Source organism: Arthrobacter sp. MP_M4 (assembly GCF_035984855.1).
In the GTDB taxonomy this organism is placed as follows: domain Bacteria; phylum Actinomycetota; class Actinomycetes; order Actinomycetales; family Micrococcaceae; genus Arthrobacter.
In genome coordinates this window covers 34,214-49,070 of sequence record NZ_JAXCHX010000003.1, presented here as the reverse complement: position 1 = coordinate 49,070, position 14,857 = coordinate 34,214, and the positions used below count along the sequence as shown (strand labels likewise).

Here is a 14,857-nt window from a genome sequence, read left to right as displayed (position 1 = left end):
TCCCGTGCTCGAGCTTCATGAGCCGTGTGCCCACAGTGAGCCCCAAGGAGACAACGAAGTGTCCATTGAGACCATCCCCACCGACACCACATCCCCCGCAGAGCCGGTACAAGTGCTCAGCGACGAAGAAATTTTTGCCGCCCATCACGGCGGCAAGCTGGCAATTTCGAGCACCGTGCCACTGGCCAGCAAACGTGACCTCTCCATCGCCTACACGCCCGGCGTCGCCCAGGTCAGCCGAGCTATCGCCGCGATCCCGGAACTCGCCAAAACCCTCACCTGGGCCCAGCGCCTCGTAGTCGTCGTCAGTGACGGAACAGCCGTCCTGGGCCTGGGCGACATCGGGGCCAGCGCCTCACTGCCTGTCATGGAGGGCAAGTCTGCCCTGTTCAAAGCCTTCGGTGGACTCGACTCCATCCCCCTGGTGCTGAACACCACCAACGTCGACGAAATTGTGGAGACCCTCGTCCGCCTGCGTCCGAGTTTTGGTGCCGTCAACCTCGAAGACGTCTCAGCGCCGCGCTGCTTCGAACTGGAGGAGAAGCTCATCGAAGCCCTCGATTGCCCCGTGATGCACGATGACCAGCACGGCACCGCGGTCGTGGTCCTCGCCGCCCTCACCGGTGCCGCCAAGGTGACCGGACGCGGACTCGAGGAACTGCGGGTTGTCGTCTCGGGCGCAGGCGCTGCCGGAATCGCCGTCGCCCAGATGCTGCTGACCGCCGGGATCACTGACGTCGTGCTGCTGGATTCCCGCGGCGTCCTCAACACCGGGCGGGCCGACATCGCCGCCGACCCCGCCGGCAGGAAAGCCCAACTGGCCCGGGGCGGCAACCTGCGCGACGTGTCCGGCGGCCCCGCCGAGGCACTCCTGGGGGCCGACGTCTTCATCGGCGTCTCGTCCTCCCAGCTGGCCGAGGAACACCTCAAGCTCATGAGCGAGGACGCCATCGTGTTCGCTCTGTCCAACCCGGACCCCGAAGTCCTGCCGGAGGTGGCCCGCAAGTACGCAGCCGTCGTCGCTACGGGACGCAGCGACTTTCCGAACCAGATCAACAACGTCCTCGCCTTTCCCGGCATCTTCCGCGGAGCCCTCGACGCCGGCGCCCGCCGGATCACGCCGGCCATGAAGCTGGCGGCGGCCCGTGCCATTGCCGGACTTGCCGATGCGGAATTATCCGCCGACTACATCGTCCCCAGCCCGCTGGACCCACGGGTGGCGCCAGCGGTATCCGCCGCGGTCGCCGCGGCGGTTGAACCGCGGTAGCCGCAGCTGAACAGACCGTGACGGCGGCGCATTCCTGCGGTGTGCCGCCGTCACGGTCCGGGCGGGCGGCCACGGCCGGAACCCTAGACTGTTGGGATGAACCCTGAGACTGTTGTGACGATCCTGTGCGGCCTGGCCATCCTGGTGGGCGTGGCCGGCACGATCATCCCCGTGCTTCCCGGCAGCTTCCTGATTGGGCTGAGCCTGCTTGCCTGGGCCATCTGGGGCGGTGCCGGAACCACGGGCTGGGTGGTGTTCGGCGTCGGAATGATCTTCGTTCTGGCCGGCATGGCCGCCAGCGCGGTCCTGACCGGCCGCAAGCTCAAACAGCACAGCATTCCCGGCCGCTCCGTTGTGACCGGGCTGGTCCTCGGGGTGGTGGGGATGTTCATCATCCCTGTTGTGGGACTGTTCGTCGGCTTCGCTGCCGGCCTGCTGCTGAGCGAGCTGCACCGCACGCGCACGCTTGGCACCGCCGTTGCATCCAGCTGGGAAGCCCTGAAAGCCACGGGACTGGGAATGATCGTGGAATTCGGGCTCGCGTGCCTCGCGGGCAGCACCTGGGTGATCGGCGTGTGGATCTCGGCAGCGGCCTAGTCTCCCCGCGCCCACCCCGCGCCGACTAGCATGGAACCATGAGCGCCGGAGCAGGGGAATCCGCACCCCGACCAGCCGTGTACCGCGACCACCGCGACCTCACGCCGTTCCGGTCAGCGGTGATTTGGACACCCGTCCGCGGAATCGCCGATGGCGTGAGCGGAAAAGTGGCCGGGGTCCTCGCGGGGCGGATCCGCAGCTCCCTGCCCGTGGAGGGCGGCGCTCCCCGCCTCGGCAAAGTCGGCGGCAGAACACCCGGCAAAGCAGCGAAGAATGTCCACCCCGCCATCTTCGGCAGCTCCGATCCCGACCGGCTGATCGCGCTGGCACACGCCTACCCCGGATGGGCCGGGCTGTGCTATCTCATGGCCGGGTTACAGAGCTACGGCCAGGGCGGCCACCTGCGGGCCGCTGAACTCCTTCAGCGCGGCCTGCTCATCAGGAACGACGACGACGCGAACCGTTACGCCTCCACCTACCTGGCCCGTGTCCTTACCCGGGTTGCCGTGGGCGAACGGGTGGAGGTTCCGGTCCTGTTCAGCGAAGAAGCAGTATTTCTGGCTTTGTCACACTCCCTTCGTGAAACCGGACAGAGCAGGGCTGCCCTCGCGGCGCTGGCCGGGTTGCCGCCGTCGCTGCCCATGGCTCTGGCCCGCTGCTCGCTGTCCGCGTCCCTGCGACAGGACATGGACGTGGTGGCGGACACGGAAGGACTCCTCAACGGGGATGACCTCTCGGCAGCGCTGCTGCTGGTGCGTGCGCGTTCATTGCGAAAGCTTGGCGCCAACCGGGAAGCCAGGGCGGCCCTGCAGGAAGTCCTGCGCCGGCGCGGGACCGACTTCACGCTCCGCAGTGATGCCCTGACGGACCGGGCGCTCCTCCTGCTGGACAACGGCCGGAAGGTGCTGATCGGGCTTGAATGGCAGCACCGGCAGCCCACCGAACTGGAGACGGTCCGCACGCTCCGCAAGGATGCCGAGCTGCACGAACTGTGGGACCGCGAATACGGTCTTTCCGACGACGACTGAACCGCATTGCCCTGTGTCCGGTCCGGAATGGTTGCTCTTGCGGGCGCGCCGAAGCAGGGGTAGAACCGAGGAATGACAGATGCGGCGACGCGCTGGGTGCAGCACTACATCGCAGCCTGGACGTCCAACGATCCGGAGGATATCCGGGCGCTTTTCACGGAGGACGCCGTTTACGCGACCCGCCCGGATGATCCCGAGCCATGGGACGGACGCGAGCAGATCGTAAAGCGCTGGATTGCCGCACAGGACGAGGCGGGGGACTGGGCTTTCGAGTGGAGGCTCCTCGGCGTCGACGGCGGCAGGGCTTTTGTGCAAGGCCGGACGGACTACCGCGAGGACAGCCGCAGTTATGACAATCTCTGGGTTATCCAGCTCACGGTCGACGGCCGTGCCACAGCGTTCACCGAGTGGTATATGCCGCGCACATGACGGGATAAGAGGCTCGCCGGCAAGACGCGGCGGGTTCAGGAGCCCAGCAGCCCCGTGGTCCGGTACGGGATGACCTCACGCAGGAACATGCTGGTGGAGGTCCGCACGATTCCCGGGCAGAGCCGGATCTCTTCGGAGACGCGGTACAGATCGTCCGGGCTCATCGCCACCACCCGGATCAGGAGGTCGGTCTCCCCGGCCGGCGCATGGCATTCAAGGACTTCAGGGATGTTCCGGAGTGCTGCGATCGCCTCGTTGAGGTGGCTCTGGTCGAGTTCGGCACTGACCGAGGCCGCCACGCCCCGGCCCAGCGCCGAAGGCAGCACACGGCTGCTGTTGGGTCGGAGAGCGCCCGACGCCGTCATCCGCTCAAGGCGTGACTGCACGGTGCCGCGGGCCAGGCCCAGCTTTTGCGCCAGCACCATGATCGGCAGCCGGGGATCCTCGTCGAGGGCGAGGAGGATCCGACGGTCCGTGGCGTCCAAGTTCTGCAAAATGACCACTTCCTGTTCGTGGACGACCGGATGATTGATCAATCTGACCATGTCGTTGGAAGGTCATTGCACCAACTGTAGGACTTCTGTTGAAATAGTGACAACAAAGGGACGAGGCCACCGCCGGATCCTGAAGGCTACAAGGCACCGGCACACCACCCGTTACCCTGGACAAGGCTTCCCGCAAGGATCCCGCCGGCCGATTGACTCTTGTTCACACCATCGTCACTCTGCACAAATCTCCGCAACGCAGTGCCACGACCCGGAGCAACGCCCGGGCCCGGCACGGCAAGAGCCCCTGAGCCACCGACGTCGGATTCTGGCGAAGTCATCGGTAGCTGAGGGGCTCTTGTGTTGGTGGCGCATAGGCTGGTGGCATGACATCTGCCGGCCGTTTCGCCCCCAGCCCGTCCGGCGAACTGCATGTCGGGAACCTCCGTACGGCCCTTCTCGCCTGGCTCTTTGCCCGCTCCACCGGGCGCCGTTTCCTCTTGCGCGTCGAGGATCTCGACAGGGCACGGTCCGGTGCCGAGGCTGGGCAGCTACGGGACCTGACCGCGATCGGCATCACGTGGGATGGTGGCGTCGTCCGCCAGACCGACCGCGAACCGCTCTATCAGGAGGCCGTCGCCGGACTGAGCGCCGCAGGCCTCACGTATGAGTGCTTTTGTACCCGCCGGGAAATTCAAGAGGCCCCGTCCGCGCCGCATGCCCCCCAGGGCGCGTATCCCGGCACGTGCCGGAACCTCACCTCAGCCGAGCGTGAAGAGAAGCGCGCCCGCCGGCCTGCGGCGATCCGGCTCCGGTCCGCCGTCCCGCGGGCGACTGTCCAGGACGTACTGCGCGGCGGCTACACCGGGGTGGTTGACGACTTTGTGCTCTGCCGCAACGACGGAGTAGCGGCGTACAACCTGGCAGTCGTCGTGGACGATGCCGCCCAGGGCATCGATCAGGTGGTCCGCGGTGATGACCTGCTGCCGTCCACGCCCCGGCAGGCCTACCTCGCATCCCTCCTGAACATGCCTGTCCCGGAATATGCGCATGTCCCGCTCGTAGTGAATACCGACGGCGCCCGGCTGGCCAAGCGCGATGGCGCGGTGACGCTCGCTGACCTTGCCGCGGCTGGGGTACCCGTGCCGGACGTGCGGGACGCGCTGCTGGCATCCCTCGGGCTTCCGGCCGGACCGCCGGGGCGCTCGCTGGCCGTTTTTGATCCCGCCAGGCTGCCGCGGGAGCCGTGGATCTGGCGCGGGATGGCCGGGAGCGGCGCGTAGGCTGGATGCATGGCAGACCAAGAGTTGATGGAACCGCAGAGCCCGCAGCGGGCGTTCACCGTCGAGACAGCGAAGGTGCTCGCCGAGGTGGCCCACAACCGGCAGAAGGATAAGCTCAAGCGCCCGTACCGCGAGCACGTGATCGCCGTCGGTGATGCCCTGGCCGATTTTGACGACGACATTCGGATCGCCGGGTACCTGCACGACATCGCCGAGGACACCCCCATGACCCGGCAGGCACTGCTGGACATGGGTGTCTCCGAGCGGGCGGTAGACATCATTGAGCGGGTCACAAAGCGACTGCACGAAAACCCGGACGACTACCAGGCCGGCATCCGCTACATCGCCGGGGACCACGATGCTGCGCTCGTGAAAATCGCGGACAATGCGCACAATTCCCTGCCCGAGCGTGTCCGGGCGCTCGCGGAGAAGTGGCCGGACAAACCCCCGGTCACCCGTTACGACGAGGCCCGCCCGGTCCTGTACGCTGCCGTGCCGGTGGAGGAGATCCGGATGGTCCTGGCCAGGGTCAACCCCTGGCTGCTGGATGAACTGGACGAGATGCTCGACGACGCGGACGATACCGACTACGAGAACCTCTCTTACGACGACCCCGCGGAACCCGCAACCACCACCCCCTAGCAACTCGGGGTCACCCGCGTCCCATCCGGACGCCCGGCATCGGCCGCAGCCGACTTCCCGGCGTCCTGCAGGGCTACACCCGGCCCAGGGCGTCGATGTCCTCAAGGAACTGCTGGTGGACTTCCTCGCTGACCGTGGTGCGGGTGTCCGCGACCGCATCGAGGTAGTCCTGCGTTGCGGGACCTTTCCGGATGGCTTCGCGGACGGAGGCGTTGCCCCCGGAGGCCAGCCCACCGTCGTCGTAAACAGCCTTTTCCAACGCACGCTGGGACGCGCTTCGGGCCGCGTATTCGATATCAGCCGGGGAGAAGCCCTCGGTGCGGTCCACCAGCAGCTCCACGTCGACATCGTCCACCACCGTGGCGGGGATGAAACGCTGCCACATGGCCTCCCGCGCCTGCCGGTCCGGCAGGCCAATCGGAATGACGTAGTCGAAGCGGCCGTGACGCAGAAACGCGGTGTCCAGCGCGCGGATGAAGTTGGTGGCGCAGACCAGGAGCCGGCCGGGCTGTTCACGGAAGGCAGGGATGATCTTGAGAAGTTCGTTGGTGACGCCTTGCAACGGCGACGGCGGTTCCCCGGACCGCTGTGACGCAATCTCCTCGACCTCATCGATGAAAACCACGGCGTGTTCCAGTTCCGCAATTTCCAGGAACGTCTCGCGCAGCGCACCGGCAAGGCCCTTGGGATCGGCGGCCAGACGCGACGGAAAGACCTCCACGAACGGCCACTCAAGGCGGGAGGCGATCGCTTTTGCGAAGGTGGTCTTGCCCGTACCCGGCGGCCCGAAGAGGACGACGGCGCGCGGCGGCACCACCCCGTATTCATCGGCAAGGTCCGCCTCTGCCAATGGCAGGACCAGCCGGCGTTCCAGCAATTCCTTTTCATTCCGCATCCCGGCGACGTTTTCCCAGAGGTCCCGGGCCAAAATGCGACCGCCGAGCTGGCCGAGAGGCTCAAGTTCCTGGCGCTGCACCGGAATCTTCCGTTCGAAGTAGCGCAGGTTCTTTTTAAGCACGAAGCCGCGGCCCAGGAACGCCTCCACCCGGGTCTCGGATTCGGGCATGAGCGCGGAGAGTTTGTTCAGACCGTGCGGTGCCATCCGGTTCTCGACGGCGGCCAGCAACGAGGTGCCGATTCCGCGCCCGCGGTATTCGGGGAGCGTCGCCAGGAAGACAATCCAGCCCTGGTCGTGGGCCGCCCGTCCAACGGCAGCTCCCACCACCTGGTCGCCCTGCACCGCCACGACGGCATGGTCTTTCTCGCAGGAGGCCAGCACCTCGGAGAGCGCGTAAACCGGCTCCACGTTGGTGGCTTTGAGTGACTCCCAGAGGTGCAGGATGCCGTCCAGATCGGCGGAATGGAAGTCCCTGATTCGCCAGTTGGTCATGAGGTTTCTCCCGGGTGGTTCGTCGCTGAGCCAGTGTGAGTCTGTCTCCTGAGCATATGCGAACTGCCTCCACGGGAGGTTGCCGGGACGTTGCGTTACGGCCGCCCCCTTGGGGCGACGGCTCTCGGAAGTTGTTCGCTCCGGACAAGTATGACAGTATCTGCATATGAATGCAGATACGCGGGTTGAGGTTGACAGTCCCCATGTGGAGCTGGCCGTTGAGGTGTTTGCCATGCTCGCCGATGCCACGCGCGTCCGGTTGATCCTTGTCCTGGGCGACGGCGAGCTGCCGGTCAACGCCCTCGCTGAGCGCGTGGGGAAGCCGGCGCCAGCCGTTTCGCAGCATCTGGCCAAAATGCGGCTGGGCGGCATGGTCGCCACCCGCCAGGAGGGCACCAAAGTCTATTACCGGCTGCAGAATGACCACGCCCGTCAACTGGTGATGGATGCAGTCCACCAGGCGGAGCACGCGCTCGGCACGGCCCCGCGGCATGGCGCATGAACCGCCCGTCGGACGCTGTGGACAAGCACAGCAGCAGCGAGGACAACCACCACAGCCATGGCCACGGCCACTCGCACGACAACGGCACTGACCACGGTCACGGACACAACCATGGACCGCACGGTCATACGCACGCCACGGGTCTTAAAGGCCGGCTTCAGTCGATCTTCGTCCCGCACTCCCACGATGCCGCGGATTCCATCGACGAGGCGCTGGAATCCAGCTCGCAGGGAATCCGCGCAGTCAAGATATCCCTGATCGGGCTGGGGACCACCTCCCTCTTCCAGCTCGTGATCGTGCTCATCAGCGGCTCGGTGGCGCTGCTGGCGGACACCGTGCACAACTTCTCCGACGCTTTGACCGCCGTTCCGCTCTGGATCGCCTTTCTGCTGGGCCGCCGTAAGGCCACCCGGACCTACACCTATGGCTTCGGCCGCGCAGAGGACCTGGCCGGCCTGTTCATCGTCGCCATGATCGCGCTTTCTGCGGTGGTGGCCGCCGTCGAATCCATCCGCCGTTTCTTTGAACCCCAGCCGGTGCACAACCTGGGCTGGGTTCTCGCCGCCGGACTCGTGGGCTTCGCCGGCAACGAACTCGTCGCGATGTACCGGATCCGTGTCGGCCGGCGGATCGGTTCCGCGGCTCTGGTCGCCGACGGTGTCCACGCCCGGACGGACGGCTTCACCTCGCTGGCCGTTGTCGCCGGCGTTATTGGCGTCTGGCTGGGCTTCCCGCTCGCGGATCCGCTCGTGGGCCTGCTGATCTCCGCCGCCATTGTGGTCCTCCTGTGGGGCACCGTGCGCGACGTCGGGCGGCGGCTGATGGACGGCGTCGACCCTGACCTGACCGAGCGGGTCGAGGCTGTCATCGCAGCGCACTCACCCCGCGGCGGAAGTGCCCGGCTGCGATGGTCCGGCCACCGGCTGCACGTCGAAGTCATGCTGCCGGTCGAGCGGTACGGCCACCTGGCGGACCTCGCCTCCGTGACGTCCACCGTGGAACGCGCTCTCCGGGACACCCTGCCGCACCTCGGCTCCGTGGCAGTGGTGCCGGACTTCGCGCCGGCCGGACCCGTCCTGACCCCCTAGAGTCCCAGTGTGGCCAGGGTCTGCTGCAGCGTCTCGGCGGAATGGTGCAGCGAGGCGAGTTCGGCGTCGTCCATGGGGGTGTCCAGAACCGACCGGACACCGCCGCTCCCCACGACACTGGGCAGGGACAGCGCCACCCCGGTGATCCCGTACTGGCCGGCCAGTACGGTGGACACGGGCAGGACGGCGTTCTCAGCGCGCAGCACGGCCTCGACGATGCGCGCGCCGGATAGCCCGATCGCATAGTTCGTGGCGCCCTTCCCGGCAATCACCTTGTAGGCAGCCTGCGTCACTTCACGGGCGGTTCCGGCCAGGTATTCGGACGTGAAGACGCGTTCGCCGTCGACCTCCCAGTTGCGGATCGGGACCGGGCCGATCGTGGCGCCGGACCAGATGGGAAACTCGGTATCGCCATGCTCGCCCACCATGCTGGCGTGGACGCTGGTAACCGAGACGCCGGCCTTGTGCGCCAGGAGCCAGCGCAGCCGGGACGTGTCCAGCACCGTCCCGGACGAGAAGATGCGCGCTGACGGCAAGCCGGAGATCCTCTGGGCCGCGACCGTCAACACGTCGCAGGGATTGGTCACTAGGACGTAGACGGCGTTCGGTGAATGCGCGAGCAGTTCGGGCATGAGCTGTTCGAGGATGCGGACGTTGGTGCCGGCCAGGTCCAGCCGGGTCTGGCCCGGCGCCTGCTTCGCCCCGGCCGTGATGACGACGACGTCGGCCCCCTCCGTCGCGGCGATGTCCCCGCCGCCGGTGACGCTTGCCGCCGCGGCAGCGAACTGGGTGCCGTGGGCGAGGTCCAAGACCTCGGCTTCGGCTTTGGTGGCGTTGACATCAAAGAGCGCGACGCGGCCGGCTGAGCCGCGGATCAGCGCAGCGTAGGCGAGGGAGGTGCCGACGCTTCCCGCGCCGACGATGGCAAGTTTGGACCCGGGATTCTGGGACACGGATGTCACCTTTTCGGTCAGGGGACGCTTAGAGGTGCTGGATGCCTGCCCGCTGCATGGCGTCCCTGTACACCTCGACGTTCTTGCCGAGGAGTTCTTCCTGCTTTGCTGCTGAGACTGCGAATGCGCGTCCGCCGAGGGCAGTGGCCTTGTAAATCTTGACGCCGCGGTTCTTGAGCGAAGAGTGGTAGGTCTTCTCAAAGAGGGTCAGGAACGCGTGGGCGTCGGCGCCGTGGGCGATCACCGCGGAGACCCGCTTATTGATCTTCAGAAACTGGCGGAAGGGCCGCAGGCCGTCCGTTTTCTCCTGGACGTTCAACGCGGACGGAAGCTCGGGATCGCGGACCCAGGGGTAGGCGTTCCACGGCATCACGTAGCGGGGATCGAGTTCGACCGCCTCGTAGATGGACGTGGCGCGGCGGGCGGTCTCATCGTCGTTGAAATGGGAAACGAAACCGGACTCCGTGCCCTTGCCCGGGGCAATGTGGAGGCTGACGATCCGGCACTCGTCCTCGTCGTGGACGGGATCGATGTAGGGGACGACAGACCCCGGCTTCTTTTCCATCAGTTCGTCGCAAAGCTGCGTTACAGCGGCAATGTTCGGTTCCTGCAGCAAGGTCTTCTTTTCGTCCCAGTCAATCGTCACGATCTCTCCCTCAGCGCTCGGCGTCCAGAATCAGGCGTCCTGTTCCACTGTACGCTTTTGAGCGCTGGGGCGTTTCTCGGACCGCGGGAGAGGCCACGGACCTCTGGTCACGACGCGCAGGCAGGCGTAGGCTTAAATCGCCTGCAGGTAGCCATCTGATGTAGCCGGGTCGTTCAGGACATGAAAATGTCCGAGCCATCTCATAGCGAGATCGCGAAGGTACCTGCAGGCCTTTGCATGTCATTGGTGGCGGATAAGCGGGGCCTGCATCCTCGTCCCTAAGCTTTACAGGACCGCAGCGCCCCGACCCAAGGAACCCATGCCGATCAACAGACAGTCGCTCAAGCAGGACGGGTTTACCGGTTTCCGGCCGCTTGGGGACCTGGACATCAACCGGATTCCGCAAAAGCCGGGGATCTTTGCGGTGCTCCAGCCTGAAGGCCTGCGGCCGCAGTTCCTTGCCCGGAGTTCGGCCGGCATCTTCAAAAAGAAGGATCCCACTGCGGCGGCCGAAGCGCTGGTGGCCGAGTGGGTTGACGGCGCAGACGTCCTCTACATCGGCAAAGCCGGCCCCGGCAGCAAAGGCAACCGCGGCCTGCGGCGGCAGATTCAGGAATTTGTCGACTTCGGAAAAGGCAAACCGCCCGGCCACTGGGACGGCCGCCTGATTTGGCAGCTCGCGGCGGCAGGGTCTCTGATCTTGGCATGGAAAGAGCTGCCCGTAGAGCAGCTCAACGAGGCCGAGGCAGGGTGCCACACGGCGTTCGTCGATCAGTACGGCCGCCTGCCGTTCGCCAACCTGGTCCGGGCGCGGGTCAAGGGCAGCTAGCACGGCCGGTTATGCCCCGCCGTGCGTGAACCGGCCCGCCACCAGCGTCGCGGCTACAGGCATCGCGGCGAAGGCAGCATCGGATACCGACAGCGGGTCGCCGTCCAGGACCGCAAGATCTGCCGCAGCCCCGACCGTGATGCTGCCCTGTCCGCGCGTGGAAGCGGCCAGCGCCTCCTGCCGGGAGAGTGCCTGTTCCGGGTGCCAGGGCTCCCTCCCGTCCAGCCGGGCACGGGTGGTGGCCGCCGACATGGCGGTCCACGGCTCCAGCGGCGCCACCGGCGCATCCGAACCGAGCGCCAGCCTCGCCCCGGCCGCGAGCAGCGACCGCAGCGGGAACGCCCTGTCCGTCCGCCCCGCCCAGTTCGCATCGGCAGTGTCACGGTCATCCAGGGCATGGGCTGGCTGGACGCTCGCCGTCAGGCCCAGCTCGCCGAACCGGGCGAAGTCCGCAGCGCGGACAAACTGGGCATGCTCAATCCGCCCGGCGATCCCGGCGGCCGTAAAGGCGTTAAGTGCCACCTCGTTGGCACCGTCGCCGATCGCATGCACGGCCGGGACAAACCCGGAGTCCCCGGCCCGAACCAACAGGTCCAGCAGTTCCGCTTCGCTCACCGTCAGCAGTCCGCGTCCGCCGTGCGGATACGGATCCACGCAGTAGGCCGTGCGGGTGTTCAGTGAGCCGTCGATCAGCACCTTGAGCGGGCCCGTCCGCAGCAGCCCCGCCCCGCCGTCGAACTCCTGCCCGGTGCGCATGCCGTCGCCGACGGCCCGCGCCAGGTCCTGCGGATAGACGCCGGCGTCCACCCGGAACGAATCGAATCCGCCAGCAACACGGCGCAGCCAGACGTCACGGTTCCAGGTCATCTCGAAGTCGACAATGCCGACGACGCCACGGGCTGCCGCCACCTTGGCGGCATCCTGTACCCAAGCGTCCACCACGGCCTCCGGCAGCTTGCCCAGCTCACGCGTCAGTGCAAAGGCTGGCTCCTCCCGCAGCAGCCCGGATGCGTCCACCGCCACGCCGTAGCGGGACGCCGCCGCACTGTTAAGCCAGACGCAGTGCAGGTCATGGCTCAGCAGCGCCGTCGGCACACCCCCGGTGACGCCGTCGAGCAGTGCCAGGCTGGGGACATCCGCCCACACAGCGTCCCGGAAGCCGACGCCCACCGCCGTCCGGCCACCGTCGTTCCGGCCGGAGAGATAAGACCGCACGACGCCGGCTGCCCCGTGCGCCGAGACGGCGCCGGAAAGGTCGATCCGGTTGGCGGCGAGGGCCCACTGGGTCATGTGGACATGCTCATCCCACAGCCCCGGAATGACGTACCGGCCGTCCAGGCTGACCACGCTGGATCCGGAGCTGCCCGGATTCCCCGCGGGAACGATCCGTGACACCACGCCCCTGGCCACGTGAATGTCGTACAGCGCCGTCCCGCCGGGGATCCGCACCGAGGCAAGCACGAGGTCGTTCACTGCATCATCAGGAGTCTCAGGCATATGAGACAGGCTAGGTGCCGCAGCGCGGTGCACCTAGCCGAACCTGCCCCTGCGCCGGGAACCGGGCGGGCAGGCGGGGAAGGGACTTTCGCCCCTTATCCCCGGACGGTGCATCAACCATGCTGGATTCGGGGCGGGTCCTGCACGGCCTTTGGGGAAGGGACCGCTCGCTTACAGATATACGGTCTCGCTCGAACCTTGGGGAAGGAAAAGGCATTCCGCTCCTTACCGCGCCTGCGGGACGGGGCGGGAGACCGCAGCCACCATGACAGTCTTCAGTGTTATTTGCATCGTTGAGTCCGCCCGCAATTTGCGCGGGAGCTCTGATGCCCCGTGACCCACAGACAACACGGCAACCGGTCCAGTTCCTACTACGCACACCCCTCACACGGGGATCCCCGCATGAGGGTCCTCATCCGCATTGACGCCGTAGAGAAGTCGGCACGCGTCAACGTTCGGGGCGTGGTGACACCCGCAAACATCAGGGCTCTCCATGTGGTGTGCCGCCGGGTGGCAGCAAAGCTTCCCGGCTACGAAATCGTGGTTGACCTGGCTCACGCCCGCGTCACGGCCGAGGCCATGGACGACCTCCACGAGCACGCCCGCCGGTCAGTCGTGTCTTCCGGCATCGACGAGTCGGTAACACCGTGCCAATTGCGCATCGTGGATCCGCCGGACATCCTCAGAATCAAGGAGAACGCATGAAAGCCCTCGTTTACGGCGGTCCCGGAGAGAAATCCTGGACAGACGTTCCCGATCCCACGATCCAGAATCCGAGCGACGTGATTGTCAAGGTGGACACCACCACCATCTGCGGCACCGACCTCCACATCCTCAAGGGAGACGTTCCTGCCGTGACCAAAGGCCGAATCCTCGGCCACGAGGGCGTCGGGACCATCACCGAAATCGGCTCCTCGGTCACCAGCCTGAAGGTGGGCGACCGGGTCATCATCTCCTGCATAAAGTCCTGCGGCCACTGCGCCAACTGCAAAACCGGGCTGTACTCGCACTGCATGGGCGAGGAAGGAGCATCAGGCATCGGCTGGGTCTTCGGCCACCTGATTGACGGCACCCAGGCCGAGTACGTCCGCGTGCCTTACGCCGAAAACTCCCTTCACCTGCTTCCGGAGGGCGTCACCGATGAACAGGCCGTCATGCTGTCCGACATCCTTCCCACCGGATTCGAAATCGGGGTGCAGTACGGCCGCGTCAAGCCGGGCGACACGGTCGCAGTCGTCGGGGCGGGTCCGGTGGGTCTCGCCGCGATCGCCACGGCTGGCCTCTACGGAGCCGCCACCATCATCGCTGTGGACCTTGACCCGAACCGGCTGGAGAAATCCCGCGAGTTCGGTGCCACCGACGTCGTCCTGTCAGGCGATGCCGACTGGAAGGAACAAGTGCTCGCGCTGACAGACGGGCAGGGGGTGGATGTCGCGATCGAAGCTGTCGGCATCCCCGCGACCTTCAGCATGTGCACGGACATCGTGCGTCCCGGCGGCAACGTCGCCAACGTCGGCGTGCACGGCAAATCCGTGGAACTGCATGTGGAAAACCTCTGGATCCAGAACATCAACATCAGCATGGGCCTGGTCAATGCCAACACCACCCCGATGCTGCTCAAGCTCGTCGCCCAGAAAAAGGTGCCGGCGGAAAAATTTGCCACCCACCACTTCACCTTTGAGAACTTCCTGGAGGCGTACGACACGTTTTCCCGGGCGGCCGAAACAAAGGCGCTCAAGGTAGTGATCACGGCATGAAGGCCCTCGTTGTCTACGACTCCGCGTACGGCAACACTAAGGCTGTCGCCGAGGCGATCTCCGGTTCGCTGGGGGGACTGCAGGCGAGCTCCATTCCCGTCGGCGACTTCAAGCCCGAGTCGCTCGCGCCGGGGGACCTCCTCGTGGTCGGCAGCCCCATCAATGGATGGCGTCCGACGTTGAAGATCACCGCGTTGCTCTCTGACTTGGGAAACGGGTCGCTCCGGGGGGTGAAGGCTGCGGCGTTCGACACTCGTGTCCGGATGTTCGTCCACGGCGACGCCGCCAGGAAAATAGCTCACGCACTGAAGGCCGGCGGGGCAGACCTCATCGCTGCCCCCATGCCCTTCTACGTCCGGGGCAGCGAGGGGCCCCTTCGCGACGGTGAAATTGGGAAAGCCGAAAGCTGGGCACAAAAGCTTCTCGCCTCGGTCGCGAGCTGAATCACGCTGGGCTAAGTCATC

General features: G+C 66.3%; 17 protein-coding genes. 12 read left to right on the top strand and 5 right to left on the bottom strand.

The features are described 5' to 3' along the window. Positions 1 to 58: 58 nt before the first annotated feature. The 4 genes from RCH15_RS04820 to RCH15_RS04805 all read left to right on the top strand — a co-directional run bounded on the left by RCH15_RS04820 (position 59) and on the right by RCH15_RS04805 (position 3,321). On the top strand, positions 59 to 1,267 hold the full coding sequence (locus RCH15_RS04820) for an NAD(P)-dependent malic enzyme (protein WP_326958616.1): 1,209 nt from the start codon (positions 59 to 61) through the stop codon (positions 1,265 to 1,267). 96 nt (positions 1,268 to 1,363) lie between these two features. After that, positions 1,364 to 1,864: a DUF456 domain-containing protein gene (locus RCH15_RS04815; RefSeq protein ID WP_326958614.1), complete on the top strand. Its 501-nt coding sequence runs from the start codon at positions 1,364 to 1,366 to the stop codon at positions 1,862 to 1,864. A gap of 38 nt (positions 1,865 to 1,902) precedes the next feature. After that, on the top strand, positions 1,903 to 2,892 hold the full coding sequence (locus RCH15_RS04810; protein ID WP_326958612.1) for a hypothetical protein: 990 nt from the start codon (positions 1,903 to 1,905) through the stop codon (positions 2,890 to 2,892). 72 nt (positions 2,893 to 2,964) lie between these two features. Next, entirely contained in the window at positions 2,965 to 3,321 is a 357-nt protein-coding gene (locus tag RCH15_RS04805; RefSeq protein ID WP_326958610.1) for a nuclear transport factor 2 family protein, read from the top strand. A gap of 35 nt (positions 3,322 to 3,356) precedes the next feature. Here RCH15_RS04805 and RCH15_RS04800 read toward each other — a convergent pair whose 3' ends face one another. After that, on the bottom strand, positions 3,357 to 3,866 hold the full coding sequence (locus RCH15_RS04800) for an Lrp/AsnC family transcriptional regulator (protein WP_326958608.1): 510 nt from the start codon (positions 3,864 to 3,866) through the stop codon (positions 3,357 to 3,359). Positions 3,867 to 4,192: 326 nt separating this feature from the next. Here RCH15_RS04800 and gluQRS point away from each other — a divergent pair, with 326 nt between their 5' ends. Next, positions 4,193 to 5,089 (top strand): tRNA glutamyl-Q(34) synthetase GluQRS, encoded by an 897-nt coding sequence (gene gluQRS, locus RCH15_RS04795; protein WP_326958606.1) that lies wholly within the window; start codon positions 4,193 to 4,195, stop codon positions 5,087 to 5,089. Positions 5,090 to 5,098: 9 nt separating this feature from the next. Beyond that, the gene (locus RCH15_RS04790) at positions 5,099 to 5,731 is read left to right on the top strand and encodes an HD domain-containing protein (protein ID WP_326958604.1); all 633 of its coding nucleotides are present in this window, start codon (positions 5,099 to 5,101) and stop codon (positions 5,729 to 5,731) included. A gap of 73 nt (positions 5,732 to 5,804) precedes the next feature. On the opposite strand, the gene RCH15_RS04785 is transcribed toward RCH15_RS04790, so the two are convergent. After that, positions 5,805 to 7,121: an ATP-binding protein gene (locus RCH15_RS04785; RefSeq protein ID WP_326958602.1), complete on the bottom strand. Its 1,317-nt coding sequence runs from the start codon at positions 7,119 to 7,121 to the stop codon at positions 5,805 to 5,807. A 166-nt stretch (positions 7,122 to 7,287) separates the two neighbouring features. On the opposite strand from RCH15_RS04785, the gene RCH15_RS04780 reads away from it, so the two are divergent. Continuing rightward, a complete protein-coding gene (locus RCH15_RS04780) occupies positions 7,288 to 7,623 on the top strand; it encodes an ArsR/SmtB family transcription factor (RefSeq protein WP_326958600.1) in 336 nt (111 codons plus the stop codon). Next, positions 7,620 to 8,711, top strand: coding sequence for a cation diffusion facilitator family transporter (locus RCH15_RS04775; protein ID WP_326958598.1), 1,092 nt, complete (start codon positions 7,620 to 7,622; stop codon positions 8,709 to 8,711). The genes RCH15_RS04780 and RCH15_RS04775 overlap by 4 nt, the downstream gene beginning before the upstream one ends. Here RCH15_RS04775 and RCH15_RS04770 read toward each other — a convergent pair. Continuing rightward, positions 8,708 to 9,664, bottom strand: coding sequence for an L-lactate dehydrogenase (locus RCH15_RS04770; protein WP_326958597.1), 957 nt, complete (start codon positions 9,662 to 9,664; stop codon positions 8,708 to 8,710). The two genes, RCH15_RS04775 and RCH15_RS04770, sit on opposite strands and share 4 nt — an antisense overlap. 28 nt (positions 9,665 to 9,692) lie before the next feature. Then, positions 9,693 to 10,310: a uracil-DNA glycosylase gene (locus tag RCH15_RS04765; protein WP_326958595.1), complete on the bottom strand. Its 618-nt coding sequence runs from the start codon at positions 10,308 to 10,310 to the stop codon at positions 9,693 to 9,695. Between the two features lie 319 nt (positions 10,311 to 10,629). On the opposite strand from RCH15_RS04765, the gene RCH15_RS04760 reads away from it, so the two are divergent. Further along, a complete protein-coding gene (locus tag RCH15_RS04760; RefSeq protein WP_326958593.1) occupies positions 10,630 to 11,139 on the top strand; it encodes a hypothetical protein in 510 nt (169 codons plus the stop codon). 9 nt (positions 11,140 to 11,148) lie between these two features. Here the strand turns inward: RCH15_RS04760 and RCH15_RS04755 are convergent, their stop codons facing one another. After that, on the bottom strand, positions 11,149 to 12,636 hold the full coding sequence (locus RCH15_RS04755) for an amidohydrolase (protein WP_326958591.1): 1,488 nt from the start codon (positions 12,634 to 12,636) through the stop codon (positions 11,149 to 11,151). Positions 12,637 to 13,038: 402 nt separating this feature from the next. On the opposite strand from RCH15_RS04755, the gene RCH15_RS04750 reads away from it, so the two are divergent. The 3 genes from RCH15_RS04750 to RCH15_RS04740 are packed head-to-tail and all read left to right on the top strand — an operon-like array spanning position 13,039 to position 14,836. Continuing rightward, positions 13,039 to 13,341 (top strand): hypothetical protein, encoded by a 303-nt coding sequence (locus RCH15_RS04750; protein ID WP_326958589.1) that lies wholly within the window; start codon positions 13,039 to 13,041, stop codon positions 13,339 to 13,341. Beyond that, the gene (locus RCH15_RS04745; RefSeq protein ID WP_326958587.1) at positions 13,338 to 14,393 is read left to right on the top strand and encodes a zinc-dependent alcohol dehydrogenase family protein; all 1,056 of its coding nucleotides are present in this window, start codon (positions 13,338 to 13,340) and stop codon (positions 14,391 to 14,393) included. The genes RCH15_RS04750 and RCH15_RS04745 overlap by 4 nt, the downstream gene beginning before the upstream one ends. Continuing rightward, positions 14,390 to 14,836 carry a flavodoxin family protein gene (locus RCH15_RS04740; protein ID WP_326958585.1) on the top strand — a complete coding sequence of 149 codons (447 nt, stop codon included), beginning with the start codon at positions 14,390 to 14,392 and terminating at the stop codon, positions 14,834 to 14,836. Before RCH15_RS04745 ends, RCH15_RS04740 begins: the two co-directional genes overlap by 4 nt. Positions 14,837 to 14,857 lie beyond the last annotated feature (21 nt).

What these genes read in the sequence shown, in the direction of transcription:
- RCH15_RS04760 (WP_326958593.1), top strand. Translation starts at nt 10,630, where the DNA reads ATGCCGATCAACAGACAGTCGCTCAAGCAGGACGGGTTTACCGGTTTC.
- RCH15_RS04740 (WP_326958585.1), top strand. Translation starts at nt 14,390, where the DNA reads ATGAAGGCCCTCGTTGTCTACGACTCCGCGTACGGCAACACTAAGGCT.
- RCH15_RS04805 (WP_326958610.1), top strand. Translation starts at nt 2,965, where the DNA reads ATGACAGATGCGGCGACGCGCTGGGTGCAGCACTACATCGCAGCCTGG.
- RCH15_RS04775 (WP_326958598.1), top strand. Translation starts at nt 7,620, where the DNA reads ATGAACCGCCCGTCGGACGCTGTGGACAAGCACAGCAGCAGCGAGGAC.
- RCH15_RS04785 (WP_326958602.1), bottom strand. Translation starts at nt 7,121, where the DNA reads ATGACCAACTGGCGAATCAGGGACTTCCATTCCGCCGATCTGGACGGC.
- RCH15_RS04750 (WP_326958589.1), top strand. Translation starts at nt 13,039, where the DNA reads ATGAGGGTCCTCATCCGCATTGACGCCGTAGAGAAGTCGGCACGCGTC.
- RCH15_RS04790 (WP_326958604.1), top strand. Translation starts at nt 5,099, where the DNA reads ATGGCAGACCAAGAGTTGATGGAACCGCAGAGCCCGCAGCGGGCGTTC.
- RCH15_RS04755 (WP_326958591.1), bottom strand. Translation starts at nt 12,636, where the DNA reads ATGCCTGAGACTCCTGATGATGCAGTGAACGACCTCGTGCTTGCCTCG.
- RCH15_RS04810 (WP_326958612.1), top strand. Translation starts at nt 1,903, where the DNA reads ATGAGCGCCGGAGCAGGGGAATCCGCACCCCGACCAGCCGTGTACCGC.
- gluQRS (WP_326958606.1), top strand. Translation starts at nt 4,193, where the DNA reads ATGACATCTGCCGGCCGTTTCGCCCCCAGCCCGTCCGGCGAACTGCAT.
- RCH15_RS04815 (WP_326958614.1), top strand. Translation starts at nt 1,364, where the DNA reads ATGAACCCTGAGACTGTTGTGACGATCCTGTGCGGCCTGGCCATCCTG.
- RCH15_RS04800 (WP_326958608.1), bottom strand. Translation starts at nt 3,866, where the DNA reads ATGGTCAGATTGATCAATCATCCGGTCGTCCACGAACAGGAAGTGGTC.
- RCH15_RS04745 (WP_326958587.1), top strand. Translation starts at nt 13,338, where the DNA reads ATGAAAGCCCTCGTTTACGGCGGTCCCGGAGAGAAATCCTGGACAGAC.
- RCH15_RS04780 (WP_326958600.1), top strand. Translation starts at nt 7,288, where the DNA reads ATGAATGCAGATACGCGGGTTGAGGTTGACAGTCCCCATGTGGAGCTG.